This is a genomic window from Nocardia sp. NPDC056000, assembly GCF_042269265.1.
GTDB lineage: Bacteria > Actinomycetota > Actinomycetes > Mycobacteriales > Mycobacteriaceae > Nocardia.
The window spans coordinates 154,595-166,969 of the sequence record NZ_JBHJXS010000005.1 but is presented as its reverse complement, the minus strand read 5'-3'; the positions used below and the strand labels follow the sequence as shown (position 1 = coordinate 166,969).

Genomic DNA, 12,375 nt, shown 5'->3' with positions numbered 1-12,375 from the left:
GTGCGGATCGCACACTGTTGCGGCCTTGTACCGTCGCCCTTGTGTCACCGCATGCCGAACTGGTTCAGATCATCGACGAACTCGACGGAACACTGCCGTGCACGCCCTCGACACCCGGGCCTGCGGCAACACTCGCCCGCGGCGTGCTGATCCGGTGGGACGCTACCCTCTCACCACTTCAGCAGCGGCCCACATCACTGCCGGACACCGCGCGACTGCTCGATATCGCCGCGGGCTCGGACACTTTCGCCGCCGCCTGCCCGGACGGTCTATGGATTCGGTCCGGTGCGGGCGCCGACCCTGTCCGGTTTCCCGTGCCCGCCGACAGCGCGGTGTTCCTCACCCCGGATCGGCTGCTCGTAACCGCGCCCGATCCCCCGCGAGCGGGACGGCAGTTCTCCGAGTCGCACCGGGTGTTGCTGATGGACCTTGCCGGTCGAATCGTGGCTGAGACGCACGTCGAGGTCGACGACGCGAGACCGCACCTGCTGTGCCACCCCGTGGAGCCCGCCGTGGTGTGCGATTTCGCGATGGGCCAGGACGGCAACGCGCTCACCGTGATTCGCGCCGACGGGGATGAGCTCACGGTGCGAGAGATCTTCCCCAGCGAGGAATTGCTCACCCTGGCCTTCGATTCGACCGGTACGCGGTTGCTCCTGGGCCCCTACCCCACCGACCCGTCCCGCGTAGTGGTGGTGAGTTGGCCGGACCTGGAGATCCTGGCAACCCTCGATGCCGACTCGCGCGGTCTCACAAGGGGATTCGACACCTCCGGCGGCTACCTGAGCGACGATCGGGTCCTGCTACTCGGCACCGAGCAAGCACCGGTACTCGCCGACGGCATGCTCACCGACGCGGCAATCCTCCACATGGTGGACCTCGAGACCTGGGCGGGACCGGACGGTTTCATCGAGAGCGTGATGCCCATGTCGCCGGACCTGTTCGCGGCGGTGCTGTGGGACACCGGCAAACGAACCACGACCCTGTGGCGGATTCACCGATAGCCGCGCCGCGCACGCAATCTCGCCGGGCTCAGCTCTGAGGTCACGTCGGCTCGCACCGCGTCGGCGTCGGCGTCGGATCAGGTGAGCTGGGACGGCAGGCCCCGGTCATAGATCGCGAGGATGTCCGTTGCGTTCGACAGTGCGTCGACCACGGCTGCTGCCGGGTTGAGATGCAGCTCGGGGTAGTCGATCTCACCGAGCGCGGGGTCGACGGGGAACGCGAGCCGTTCCTGGTCGAGCGAGAACTCCGCCGCGACATCGGCACGGTTACCGCGAGGGTCCTGCCGATGCCAGGCCCCGTCCAGGTACACCGCGACCAGACCGTGCAGCACATGGCCGTCGCCGTGGGTCAATCGCTGATAGCACAGCGCGGTGGGGATCCCGTTGCCGCGCAGAATGGCAGCCAGCAGATGAGATTTCGCGTAACAGAGCCCGACTCGCTGGTCCAGCACCTCCGACGCGCGCAACGTCACACGCGGATCCCGTGCGTCATAGGAATGCGCGACGTTGTCGCGCACCCAGTCGAATGCCATTCGGGCACACTCGATCTCGCCGGCGGATTCGGCCCGGAGCTCGGCCCCCAGTGCGCGAACCCGCGGATGATCGACCTCGATGATCGGCCCACCCGCCAGATAGGCGGACGGCACCAACGCGGACCGCGGCGAAAACGACATGCCCGCAGCGTAGAACGGTCACCGCGCCCCAGGTATCGGGCACCGGTGGGATCCGGCTCCGGTCCGGCACGCTGTCAAGATTCGAGCTGCGCCTGCGGCATGTCGCGATGCCAGATCCGGCGAGAGGTCCGTAGCGAGTCGGTACCGAGTGCGGGTGGGGTCGCCCAGATTCGCCGGCGTCGTTCGGTGGTGTCGAACCGCGGCCATCCAGGGTCGCCGGTCGTGGCGAAGGCGGTGAAGCCGGCACGCATCGCCGCGGACAGGTCGGTGAACTCCGCTGGGATCGAGTCCCCGATGAGGTCGGCGGCGAGCGGGCTGCGGGCGGCGCCGAAGGTGAAAGGCACGTCGAGGCCGTGGCAGGCGCGCAGAGCGCCGTCGCGTGCGGGGCTCTGCCAGGCGAATTCGTACAGGTAGGTCGGGTCTCCCGCGTCCGCATGGGTCTCGGCGCACCAGAGCGCGGGCATCCGGAACAGCGCATCGGACAGGATCAGAGTGTGCAGTTCGTCGTCGGTGATGCCGGGCACGCCGATCCGATACTCACCGACCGCGGTCGCGTCGATACCGCAGGCGCGGGCGGTGTCGAGAGGGTCGGATCCGGACAGGTCCACGTTCACGGTGAACATCCGGGCTTCGTCGGTGGTGAACCCGCAGACGAGTTCGCGGCTCGTGCGCGACGCGGGGCGGCCGATCCACGGTGGGGCATCGAACAATTCGTTGTCGATGGTCATCGCGTAGGGCGCGTGCGGATGGGTCCATCGCCCGGGCTCGGCGGCCATGACGGCCACCGGTGCCAGCTGTACCGCGTGTATCGCCTGGGGTGGCAGCGCTGCCAGCTCTGCCACGGTCGGGGCGATGCCGAGTTGGGAGGTGATCATCCTCGACACCGCGCGTGCCTCGTCGGCGGGAACGAAGATCCGTCCGGGGCTCTGCGCGATCGCGCGCCGGAACAGACCTGGCTCACGGTCACCGGCCATCAACCCGACGATCGATGACGCGCCCGCCGACTGCCCGAAAAGAGTTACCGCGTCGGGGTTTCCGCCGAAGGCGGCGATATTGTCCCGCACCCAGCCCAGGGCCGCGAGCTGATCGAGCACGCCGCGATTGCATGGGGCGTCATCGACCCAGCCGAAGCCCTCGTATCCCACGCGGTAGTTGAGCGTCACCAGGACGATCCCCACGGCGGCGAACGCCGTCCCGTCGAAATCGAGGGTCGCGGCGGTGCCGCCCATGCACGCACCGCCGTGTAGCCACACCATGACCGGCAGCCCCGAGGCGCCGATATCAGGGCTCCAGACGTTGACCGTCAGGCATTCGGGGTCGTCGCCGGGCTGCCAGAGAACCGGTTGCGGTACCGAGGAGCCGAAACTGCGGGCATCGCGTACACCGTCCCACCGCGGCGGCGGGGCCGGGGCCTGGAAACGGCGTAGACCTTCGAGCGGTGCGGCATAGGGGATGGCGAAGAAGGCGCACTGTCCCTGTCGCACGTGGCCACGCACGAGACCACCCGTGGTGCGGACGTCGATATCCATGGTTCCCCCTGGGGTTTTCGTGGTCATCACGTTAATATAAGTCACTGTACTAAAAAGGAGGTGTGATGCCGAAGATCGTCGATCGAGCCCAGCGCCGCGGTGAGGTGGCGGCCGCGCTGTGGCGATTGGCCTTTCGCGAGGGCTGGAACGCGGTGAGCATGCGCCGAGTGGCCGAGGAGGCGGGGCTCTCCCTCGGTTCGCTGCAGCACTACTTCGCCGGACTGGACGATCTGCTCGACTTCTCCGTCGCCGGTGTACTCGACATCCTCGACGACCGGCTCGCCGATCAACTCACCACACTCGCCGATGCGCGCGACGCCGAATCGACAGTGCGCGCGGTACTTCAGGCCATGATCCCCGGAACCGCCGGCGATCCCACGACCCCACCGCACCCCGACCAGACCTGGCGCATCCAAGTCATGGCCTGGCTCGCTGTGGTGAACCGGGCCACGCGGAACCCGGAGATGTCGGCTCGCCTGTCCGCGGGTTCGGATCGGCTCGCGACCGCGATCGCCGCGGCCCTGCACACCAGCACGACCCACCGCACCCACCAGGACGCGCACAGCGATGCGCGTGCACTGCTGGCTCTGGTCGAGGGCCTGCTGCTGCGCCTGGCGCGCGGCGACACCGACCCCGCCGAAGCCTCCAGGGTGCTCACCCGGTTCGTCGCACTCACCTTCGATCGGGAGCAGGCATGAGTGGGTTCACCAGACTCTGGACGTTCGTGACAATTGGCTTGGTGCTCATCGCCGCAGGCCAGGTGTGGATGCTGTGGAACCTCGGGGCGCTGGTCCGTCCGTCATGGTCATGGGTACGGTGGACCGCCCCGATCGGGCTCTTCCCACTGCTGTGCGTCCTCGGTACCGCCCTGACGTGGCGATCGGCACGGGACAGCGGTGCGCTGCGGCCCGGCGGCAAGGTACATAGCGACCTCCTGGTGGGCGGTGTTGTCGGCGCGGCCTTGCCCGCGCTGTGGTCCGCGCTGGCGGCGCTACTGAGCGGGATCGAGTACCTGTCCGCACGGCACCTGAGCAACGCCGGTGGCCCGTTGTGCGACTCGTCCCCGATGCGTTTCGGTGACCGGTGCGTGGACATCGCCGCAGCTCGCGTGCACAGTTACGGTGAGTTGGCTGATCAGTACTGGTCAGCGGCAGGGCAGGCGAACCTGGCAGCGAATTATTTCTGGGTGAGCATCGCGGTAGCCCTTGTGAGCCTGACGGTCCTGCTGGTCTCGTTCCTGAAGCTCTGACCGGCCGCGCCACCCCCGGCCACCTGCCCCGAGAACCCTGTGCTGGTTCGAATTTCGCGGCCTCACGACACCGTGTAGACCCAGGAGCCGTTGCAGCCCTTGCCCCGATCCCAGCCCGATTCATAGCGCCAGCTCCCCGAGGGAGCCCGAATACTCCAGTCACCGTCGGCGGTGGCGATCGCGCTACCATCCTGCAGGGTCAGCAGAGAGGTGGTGTTCGGGCGGATCTTCCACGAATCGCCTTGGAACAGCAGATTGTCCACCACGACGGTGAGCCCGTCCGAAGTCTGGTTCTCGATCACCAGACACGCGTTGCGCACCGGCCCGCTCGCGTGGGCCGGTGCGGCCGCGAACACGAGTCCGGCGATCGCGGCGCCCGCGAGTGCAATGCGCGCCACGCGTGAACGCGTGTCGGCCACACTTGGGCGAGACGTGAATTCGGTTGCAGTGGAGAATATTTGGTCCATACCGCATGGAACCCGGATGACCTTGTCAGGATCTTGTGAAAAGCTTTGCGCGCATGAGGCCGTAGCATCCTGGCATGGAGACCCTGGTGGCCATGGCCGTGGCGATATCGCCGATTGCGCTGTTCTCCGGGCCTTCGGATGGGTTGTGATGCGGGCGCGACGATTACGCCTGGGTGGCGGGTCGGTGGTGGGCCCCTTCCAGGAGATGTGGGATCCGGGCGCGCGGCGAACGCAGATCCAGGTCGAGGTGCGCGCCGTACAGGCCGCACCCGCGCCATCGCCCGACGACCCTCTGATCCCGCACCGTTCGTGACGGCCATTGCACCAGTCCGACAAGCCGGTTATAACCAGTACATGACAGCTGACACCACGCTCACTGCTCGCGGCCTGCTACTGGACATGGACAGCACCCTGGTGAACTCCGAAGCCGTGGTGGAACACCTGTGGCGGGGTTGGGCTGCCACGCACGGACTGCCGATCGAGGACGTGCTCGCCGTCGCGCACGGACGACAAGGCTGGGCGACCATGGCCCAGTTGCTACCCGATCGGGATGTGGCGTTGAACCTGGCCGATAACGCTCGCATGCTCGCGGAGGAGACCAGGATCGTCGAAGGCGTAGTGCCGATCGCGGGGGCGCCGGCGTTCATGGCCGCCCTGACCCACCTCCCCCACGCACTGGTGACCTCCGCCAACAGCGCGCTCACCACCGTGCGCATGGATGCCGCCGGACTGCCGATACCCGCGATCCGGATCACCGCCGAATCGGTAAACGTCAGCAAACCCGACCCCGAAGGATTCCTCAAAGCCGCAGCCGAACTCGGGCTGCCCGCCGAGGACTGCCTGGTCTTCGAGGACTCCGAAGCGGGCATCGCCGCCGGAAAAGCCGCGGGGATGCGGGTTGTCGGCGTCGGGCCGCGTGCGGGGGCATTCAGCCCCGCCGCTCACGTGCACGACCTGACCCACATCCGGATCGAGGAACGCCCGGGCGGCGTGATCGCGGTCCACATCCGCAACTGAGTGGGAGTGGCCGAATCACCGTCCGGCGCGAAATCCACTCACGCCCAAGGTAATACTGCGCGGGTCTGCCAGTACGACTCGGCCGGTTCGGCAAGCCCCGCAAACTCCGCCAAAGCGCCGGGAGCGAAGGTCACCTGGGCGGCAATCAGGTTGGACGCCAACTGATCCAAGGTCGCCGCACCCGAGAGCACGATATCGGCCCACGGCTGAGCGGCGGCCGCAGCCAGCGCGAGAGCATCCTCCGGCACACCGGCCGCGGCGCTCTGCTCGCGCAACGCGGCCAGCGCGGGACCGACCGCATTGCGGCCCGCGAGCCGCCCATTGGCCATCGCTTCCTTCACCACCACCAACCATCCGGCCGAATGCGCCTCGGCCAGCGCCGGACCCACCGACGGCTCGAGCAGATTCCAGGTGGACTGCACCGCCGCGAACAGCGGCCGCCCCTCCACGCTCACCTCGAGCGCCGCACGAACCACCTGCGCCTGCGCCGGTCCACTGGTCGACAACCCGACCCGCACCCCCTCCCCCGCCAGCGCCGCCAGCCGAGCCAGCAGCGCCGGATCGCTCAGCGCCGGACTCTCCGGGGTCACCGAATGCACCAGGTACACATAGGGATTGCCGCCCAGCGCGGCCCGCGTCTCACCGATCTGCCGATCGAACACCTCGACCGCATGCTTCTTCACCTCATGCACCGGCACCCCGGACGCCTGCCAATCCGCGGTGTAGGTGTACCCCCATTTACTGCCCACGACCACCTCCCCGGCGACCTCGGGCCGCGAAGCCAGCCACGCGCCCACGAACTCCTCCGCTCGCCCATACGAGCGCGCGGTATCGAAATACCGCACCCCCGCCGCCCACGCCGCATCCAACAACGCATGCGTCCGCGCGCGCAACGCCTCGACACTGCGATCAGCGGGCAAATCCAAATCCCGCCCCAGCGTGATGTACCCGGGCCGCCCGACCGCAGCCGTACCCAGCCCGAACCTCGTGATCGCCGATGTGGCGGAGCGTTCGATGACCGGCTCGGTCGACATATCGGCGAATCCCTTCGATGCTGTGTCATTACCCGAGCCGAATTCTGCCATCAGCTGATCATGAGCTATTCGGGCGCACAGAAATGCGACCGCGAATGCCGCGTGCGTACCAAGCTCAGCTGACGTCGACCTGCAGCATCGTCGATGGGCGGGAACTCATTGCGGCCCAACATCATCCGAGAACTGTTGGCGCAGTTTGAACTTCTGCAATTTGCCGGTGGCTGTGCGTGCCAGTTCGGTACGGAATTCGATGCGTTTCGGGGTTTTGTAGCCGGCCAGATGGGTGCGGCAGTGCGCGATCAACTCCTCGGCGGTGACCTCGCGAGCGACCACCACCAGGGCCGTGACCAGCTCGCCCCATTTCTCGTCGGCGACACCGATGACCGCCGCTTCGCGGACGGCATCATGCAACAGGAGCACATCCTCGACTTCGATCGAGGACACATTCTCACCGCCGGTGATGATCACATCCTTCTTGCGGTCGGTGATGGTGAGATATCCGTCCGCGATCGTGCCGCCGTCGCCGGTGTGAAACCAATTGCCCGCCAACGCTTCCTCGGTGGCCTCGGGATTGTTCCAGTACCCCAGTAGATTGTGATTGGACTGCGCCAGTACCTCACCGGTCGCATCGACATCGATCCGCACACCCAGTGCCGGGGCACCCGCGCGCCCGAGCAGACGGGCCTGCTGCGGCGCGGGCAACTCGTCCCATTCGGCGCGCATGCGCGAGATCGTCAGCAGCGGTGAGGTTTCGGTGAGGCCGTAGATCTGAATGAACTCCCAGCCCAACTCGGCGCGCACCTGTTCGATTACCCGGGTCGGCGGCGGCGCGCCCGCGACAATCGCGCGGACTCGGTCGCGGCCGGGGATCGGGCCCTCCCAGGTGCGGGCGGCGTCGAGGACCGCGCTGATCACCGCCGGGGCCGCGCACAGATAGGTGACCCCGTGCTCGTCGATCCGGCGCAGGATCTCCGCACCGTCGATCTGGCGGATCACGACCTGCTTGACGCCCATCGCGGTCGCGGCGAACGGCTGCCCCCAGCCGTTGGCGTGGAACATCGGCAGGGTGTGCAGATAGACATCGCGATCACTGACGCCGGTATGCCAGCCGAACACGGTCGCGTTCAGCCACAGATTGCGATGTGTCAGCTGCACACCCTTGGGGCGCGCGGTCGTGCCCGAGGTGTAGTTGATCGTCGCGGTCGCGGACTCCGAAATCTCCTGCCAGGCAGCGGGTTCGCGCGACTGCGACCAGATCTTGTCGTCGTCCTGCCCGAAAATGAACTTCACCCGGCAATCGACCTGGTCGACCACCGACTTCAACGCCGGGTCGACCATGAGCACCTCGGCCCCGGAATGCTCGACGATATAGGCGATTTCGTCGGTGGTCAGCCGGAAGTTGATGGGCACCAATACCCGCCCCCACCCGCTCACCCCGAAGAAGCTGCTGAGTAGCCGGGCCGAGTTCTGCGATACCACCGCGACACGCGCACCGGTCGCGACCCCCAGACTGTCCAGTGCGGCAGCCTGCGACAGTGCGCGATCCCGCAGCTGGGCATAGGTGATCTCGCCCCACGAAGTCGCCGGTTGATCGGGTTCATCGACGATCGCCACCCGATCGGGATACACGGTGTGCGCGCGATCGAGGAAGTCATTGACGGTGAGCGGAAACTGCATCGGGGTTCCTCTGACAGAAGTGCGCAGGTACGGGATTCGAGTGTGCGGTGAACACGTCATAGTGTCGCCCGAATCGACCCTATGCGGTTCCGCATTCGGGCAATGGTCACGCTGGGCCGCAGCGGCTCCCCTCGTCTTTGCTGTCTTTTTGCCGCAGGGGGCGGACTACGCCACGTCGAGAACTCATGTTTAGATGCGCATATCTCAGTATTGGCATCTAACGGTCCACATCGCAGGACCGGCATCCGGGACAACCCCTAGTCCCCTGCCGCGCCGGCGCGGTATCGCGAGTGCCGGACTCCACCGCAATACGCCGCGGGAATGACGCGGAATGAGCACTGCGAGCGATATCGGCAGCGCATTGAGTGCTGTTAGCGTTCGACCTATGCCCTCTTCGGTGCTGGACTCGAATTCCACTGTGCGACCGGATATTCCGAACGAACTCCCATGGACACCGCTGGGGAGAATCGCATTCCGATTGCTATTCACCGTCGGCGGATCCGCGCTCGTCCTTTTCGTGTACGGCAACGTCATCGGGCTGAATCTTCTGATCATGCCGCTCAAGACTGCGCTGGCACAGGCCGGAAGTCTGCTCTTGCGCGGGGACAGCGTCACCATGGACACCTCGAACAGTGGTGACACCCTTGGTGATTGGTGCGCTCTGGTCGGATGTCTCCTCGTCGGGATACCGGCGGCGATCCTCTGGAGCGCACTCGATCGTCAGCGCGATAACTATCGACGTTTGGCACGAGCATTCTTCGAGGTCGCCCGCATAGGTCTCGTGGTCGAATTGATCGCCTATGGGATGGCGAAAGCGGTACCCATTCAGATGGGTTACATGACCCAGCCCGCACATCAACTGCCGTCGGTCGGCGATGTGGGCCTGAAGGACACACTGTGGCCCTTCATGGGCGCATCGAACGCCTACTCGATCGCCACCGGTCTGGCGGAGATCACGGCGGGAGTGCTGCTGCTGTGGCGACGCACCTGGCTCGCGGGCGGCCTATTGGCCATTGTGGCCATGGCCCAGGTCTTTCTCCTCAACCTTTGCTACGACGTACCGGTCAAAATCGTGTCCGGAACACTGCTGGCCACGGCGATCGCCCTGACACTCCCCTACTGGGCGAGCGTGACCAGAGTTCTCACGAACTCCACGCCGCTCCCGCCGCGGCGACTGTGGGCGGCACCGGGAACCCGACGGGTTCGCATCGGGGCGGCATCGCTGGGATTCTTTGTCGTGGTGGCACATTCGGCGCTCATCGCCGCGATCGCCATCCCAGCCATCATCAACATCCACTCCCCTCGCTCGGCCCTGGATGGGCAATGGGAGGCGATCTCATTCACCGTCGACGGCGTGCCCGCGGCAATGACGGGCCAGGAGCCGAGTCCGTGGGCGAACGTGGCAATCACCGATCGCACCGAGTACACGAGTTTCGTCAGCCAGACTCCCCAGGGCGCGACCACCCTGTGGGCACTGGATATCACCGACGAAACGCTGGCCATCCGTCAGCGACTCTCCGACCCGCCGACCAACATCCGATACCGATTGGACGGCAACACCCTGGTCCTATCCGGCACCATCGACAACCACCACGTCGAGGGGCGCTACCGCAGCCGCGTCATGGAACGAGCGAACTCGCACTTCCGACTGGTCCAACCCGGCCCCGACGACAACCTGCCGACCTCATGACCAGCGGACATTGGCACGTGTCGTTATAGCGGATACCGGTTGATCGGCAGGCTGTGCGGATACGGTGGTTTCACGATTCCGGAGTGTGCCCGTCGTATCGGATGGAACACGGAGGTTTGCCTTGCATCGCACCGCATTCGCCCGCCGCGTCGCTCTCTTCGCCATCGGAATCATCTTGGCAATGCTGCCGGTTACCGGCATCGGCCATGCGGCGGCTTCGATCAGCATCGGTGAGGCCACCGTTGCCGCAGATGATCACAACTCCGAGGCGACGGTATCGATTACCTACTCGTGCGACCGGGACCATGAATTCAATCGGATCTGGGTGTATCAGCGGGGCAATGTCGGGGGCTCATTCGAGAGCGATACCGCGTGCGATTCGCAACCCCATACGATCGCCGCGGTGGTGCCCCGCAACGACATCCGCTTCCTCGGAGGGGATTCGAAGAACCAGTCCGATCCGGCGTTCTTCACAGCAGGTCAGAGTCTCGACCTCGAGGTGCAACTGCAAGACACGCGTGGGACCTATGCCTCGGAGTATGCGAATAAGACCGTCGAGTTGAAGAAGGCCCCGTAGGAGCCATGGAGCCGTCTTCAGCGGCTCGCGCGCAGTATGCGAACCGGGCGCAAGGCCTGGGGTGGTTTGCCGCTGAATTCGGTGGAGCCATCGAGATATCCCGCGATGAGCTCCGTGGCGGCGCGGTCGTCGATATCGGTGAAGCCGAGCGCGCGCAGTTCTGCGGCGATGCCGTCGGGAGTGAAATAGCTGAACCAGGGTTCCCCGACAGCCTTCGCCCGATCCGAGCGTTCCTGTAGCCGCGCGCGTTCCTCATCGGTGTCCGCCGACCGCAGGTAATCGAAAACGACCTCGGCCGGTGCGGTTTGACCGGCGATGTATTCGAGGGTGGAGTGTGCGGCCTCTGGGGTCAAATAGAACACGACACCGAGCCACACGAATACCGCCGGATCCGATCGGCTGAATCCGCTGGACTCCAATTGTGTTGCCAGCGAGTCGGTTTCGAAATCGACCGGCACGAATTTCAATCGCTCGGGCACGTCGATACTCGCTCTGGCGAGGCGTTGCCGCTTCCACGTCTGGGTGGCGGGATGGTCGACCTCGAATACCCGCAAGCCGGGATGCGGGTTTCGATAGGCGAAGGTATCCAGGCCCGCTCCCAGGATCACGGCCTGCCGCACACCGGCGGCGACGGCCTCGGCGACCCGATCCTCGGCGAACCGGCCACGCGCGGCGAAGAACAGGCGGCGTGACCGATCACTGACCCCCATGCGCAGGACTCCCAGACCCGCATCACCGCCGGGCCGATCGGGTCCGGGCTTACCCACTTCGATCAACTCATCGACGGTGATGCCCAGCAGACGTGCCGCGAGCGGATCGGTGAGAATCGTTGGCCGGTCGGCGATTTGATGATAGGCACGGGCGTAGGCGGTCGTGAGCGCCGTACGACTGGGTCCCTCATGCTCCATACCCGAACAAACTACTCACCGACACCGCGCGAGCACCATATATTCGACTACGCGATTGCCGCGTGCGCATCGGGCGCGAACTGGATGATCTGAAGCAGATTTCCGTCCGGATCGGCGAAGGTCCCGAACCTGCCCATAGCGCGATCTTCCACGGGCACAGTCCAATTCACGCCCGCCTCACGCATCTGTTCGGCCACCGCGTCGATGTCTTCGACGTGGAAATTCAGGATCATTCGACCCGGTTCGAGATTGACCGGAGCGACATCGTCGCGCTGATCGATGACCAGCAGCATCCCGCCGAGATCAATCGGACCCTCTCCGGTGTGACCGGGTGCCAGCACTCGGCAGTACCACTCCCGCATTTCCTGCGGCCGAGTGGTGCCCATCAGGATGCTGCCAACTGTGAACGCGGACATAACTGTCTCCTTGCCATGTTGGGGAATTTCGTATGACCCGGAGATCCAAGTCCGGGCCGCGGTACCAGGGATGTGATTGCAAGCTGCGAACTTGCATCACGCTAGCAACCATAACCAGGCAACTATCATCATG

At 65.7% G+C, this 12,375-nt stretch carries 14 protein-coding genes; 7 read left to right on the top strand and 7 right to left on the bottom strand.

The window, feature by feature from the left end; translation table 11 throughout:
* Window positions 1-41 precede the first annotated feature (41 nt).
* Entirely contained in the window at window positions 42-1,004 is a 963-nt protein-coding gene (locus ACFC4D_RS16300; RefSeq protein WP_376063998.1) for a hypothetical protein, read from the top strand.
* Window positions 1,005-1,081: 77 nt separating this feature from the next.
* Here ACFC4D_RS16300 and ACFC4D_RS16295 read toward each other — a convergent pair whose 3' ends face one another.
* Both ACFC4D_RS16295 and ACFC4D_RS16290 read right to left on the bottom strand, forming a co-directional pair.
* Window positions 1,082-1,678, bottom strand: coding sequence for a transglutaminase family protein (locus ACFC4D_RS16295; RefSeq protein ID WP_376063996.1), 597 nt, complete (start codon window positions 1,676-1,678; stop codon window positions 1,082-1,084).
* Between the two features lie 74 nt (window positions 1,679-1,752).
* Window positions 1,753-3,234 (bottom strand): carboxylesterase/lipase family protein, encoded by a 1,482-nt coding sequence (locus ACFC4D_RS16290; protein ID WP_376063993.1) that lies wholly within the window; start codon window positions 3,232-3,234, stop codon window positions 1,753-1,755.
* A gap of 38 nt (window positions 3,235-3,272) precedes the next feature.
* Here ACFC4D_RS16290 and ACFC4D_RS16285 point away from each other — a divergent pair, with 38 nt between their 5' ends.
* Window positions 3,273-3,905, top strand: coding sequence for a TetR/AcrR family transcriptional regulator (locus ACFC4D_RS16285; protein ID WP_376063992.1), 633 nt, complete (start codon window positions 3,273-3,275; stop codon window positions 3,903-3,905).
* Window positions 3,902-4,456, top strand: coding sequence for a hypothetical protein (locus ACFC4D_RS16280; protein ID WP_376063989.1), 555 nt, complete (start codon window positions 3,902-3,904; stop codon window positions 4,454-4,456). Before ACFC4D_RS16285 ends, ACFC4D_RS16280 begins: the two co-directional genes overlap by 4 nt.
* Before the next feature lie 62 nt (window positions 4,457-4,518).
* On the opposite strand, the gene ACFC4D_RS16275 is transcribed toward ACFC4D_RS16280, so the two are convergent.
* Window positions 4,519-4,854 carry a hypothetical protein gene (locus ACFC4D_RS16275; protein ID WP_376063987.1) on the bottom strand — a complete coding sequence of 112 codons (336 nt, stop codon included), beginning with the start codon at window positions 4,852-4,854 and terminating at the stop codon, window positions 4,519-4,521.
* 214 nt (window positions 4,855-5,068) lie between these two features.
* Between ACFC4D_RS16275 and ACFC4D_RS16270 the strand changes: the two genes are divergently transcribed.
* Window positions 5,069-5,236 (top strand): hypothetical protein, encoded by a 168-nt coding sequence (locus tag ACFC4D_RS16270; protein WP_376063984.1) that lies wholly within the window; start codon window positions 5,069-5,071, stop codon window positions 5,234-5,236.
* Between the two features lie 41 nt (window positions 5,237-5,277).
* Window positions 5,278-5,940, top strand: coding sequence for an HAD-IA family hydrolase (locus tag ACFC4D_RS16265; RefSeq protein WP_376063981.1), 663 nt, complete (start codon window positions 5,278-5,280; stop codon window positions 5,938-5,940).
* Between the two features lie 38 nt (window positions 5,941-5,978).
* Here ACFC4D_RS16265 and ACFC4D_RS16260 read toward each other — a convergent pair whose 3' ends face one another.
* Together ACFC4D_RS16260 and ACFC4D_RS16255 are read right to left on the bottom strand one after the other, a co-directional pair.
* Window positions 5,979-7,025 (bottom strand): aldo/keto reductase, encoded by a 1,047-nt coding sequence (locus tag ACFC4D_RS16260; protein ID WP_376063978.1) that lies wholly within the window; start codon window positions 7,023-7,025, stop codon window positions 5,979-5,981.
* Between the two features lie 105 nt (window positions 7,026-7,130).
* On the bottom strand, window positions 7,131-8,651 hold the full coding sequence (locus ACFC4D_RS16255) for an AMP-binding protein (protein ID WP_376063975.1): 1,521 nt from the start codon (window positions 8,649-8,651) through the stop codon (window positions 7,131-7,133).
* Between the two features lie 331 nt (window positions 8,652-8,982).
* Here ACFC4D_RS16255 and ACFC4D_RS16250 point away from each other — a divergent pair, with 331 nt between their 5' ends.
* A complete protein-coding gene (locus ACFC4D_RS16250; RefSeq protein ID WP_376063973.1) occupies window positions 8,983-10,341 on the top strand; it encodes a hypothetical protein in 1,359 nt (452 codons plus the stop codon).
* Between the two features lie 85 nt (window positions 10,342-10,426).
* Window positions 10,427-10,918: a hypothetical protein gene (locus tag ACFC4D_RS16245; RefSeq protein ID WP_376063970.1), complete on the top strand. Its 492-nt coding sequence runs from the start codon at window positions 10,427-10,429 to the stop codon at window positions 10,916-10,918.
* A 17-nt stretch (window positions 10,919-10,935) separates the two neighbouring features.
* Here ACFC4D_RS16245 and ACFC4D_RS16240 read toward each other — a convergent pair whose 3' ends face one another.
* Window positions 10,936-11,826, bottom strand: a complete 891-nt coding sequence (locus ACFC4D_RS16240; RefSeq protein ID WP_376063968.1) for a class I SAM-dependent methyltransferase — start codon at window positions 11,824-11,826, stop codon at window positions 10,936-10,938.
* Between the two features lie 47 nt (window positions 11,827-11,873).
* Window positions 11,874-12,242, bottom strand: coding sequence for a VOC family protein (locus ACFC4D_RS16235; protein WP_376063965.1), 369 nt, complete (start codon window positions 12,240-12,242; stop codon window positions 11,874-11,876).
* Window positions 12,243-12,375 lie beyond the last annotated feature (133 nt).

Excerpts from the sequence above, each read along its gene's own strand:
- ACFC4D_RS16285 (WP_376063992.1), top strand. The coding sequence starts at position 3,273 with ATGCCGAAGATCGTCGATCGAGCCCAGCGCCGCGGTGAGGTGGCGGCC.
- ACFC4D_RS16240 (WP_376063968.1), bottom strand. The coding sequence starts at position 11,826 with ATGGAGCATGAGGGACCCAGTCGTACGGCGCTCACGACCGCCTACGCC.
- ACFC4D_RS16295 (WP_376063996.1), bottom strand. The coding sequence starts at position 1,678 with ATGTCGTTTTCGCCGCGGTCCGCGTTGGTGCCGTCCGCCTATCTGGCG.
- ACFC4D_RS16260 (WP_376063978.1), bottom strand. The coding sequence starts at position 7,025 with ATGGCAGAATTCGGCTCGGGTAATGACACAGCATCGAAGGGATTCGCC.
- ACFC4D_RS16280 (WP_376063989.1), top strand. The coding sequence starts at position 3,902 with ATGAGTGGGTTCACCAGACTCTGGACGTTCGTGACAATTGGCTTGGTG.
- ACFC4D_RS16290 (WP_376063993.1), bottom strand. The coding sequence starts at position 3,234 with ATGACCACGAAAACCCCAGGGGGAACCATGGATATCGACGTCCGCACC.
- ACFC4D_RS16250 (WP_376063973.1), top strand. The coding sequence starts at position 8,983 with ATGAGCACTGCGAGCGATATCGGCAGCGCATTGAGTGCTGTTAGCGTT.
- ACFC4D_RS16265 (WP_376063981.1), top strand. The coding sequence starts at position 5,278 with ATGACAGCTGACACCACGCTCACTGCTCGCGGCCTGCTACTGGACATG.
- ACFC4D_RS16255 (WP_376063975.1), bottom strand. The coding sequence starts at position 8,651 with ATGCAGTTTCCGCTCACCGTCAATGACTTCCTCGATCGCGCGCACACC.
- ACFC4D_RS16235 (WP_376063965.1), bottom strand. The coding sequence starts at position 12,242 with ATGTCCGCGTTCACAGTTGGCAGCATCCTGATGGGCACCACTCGGCCG.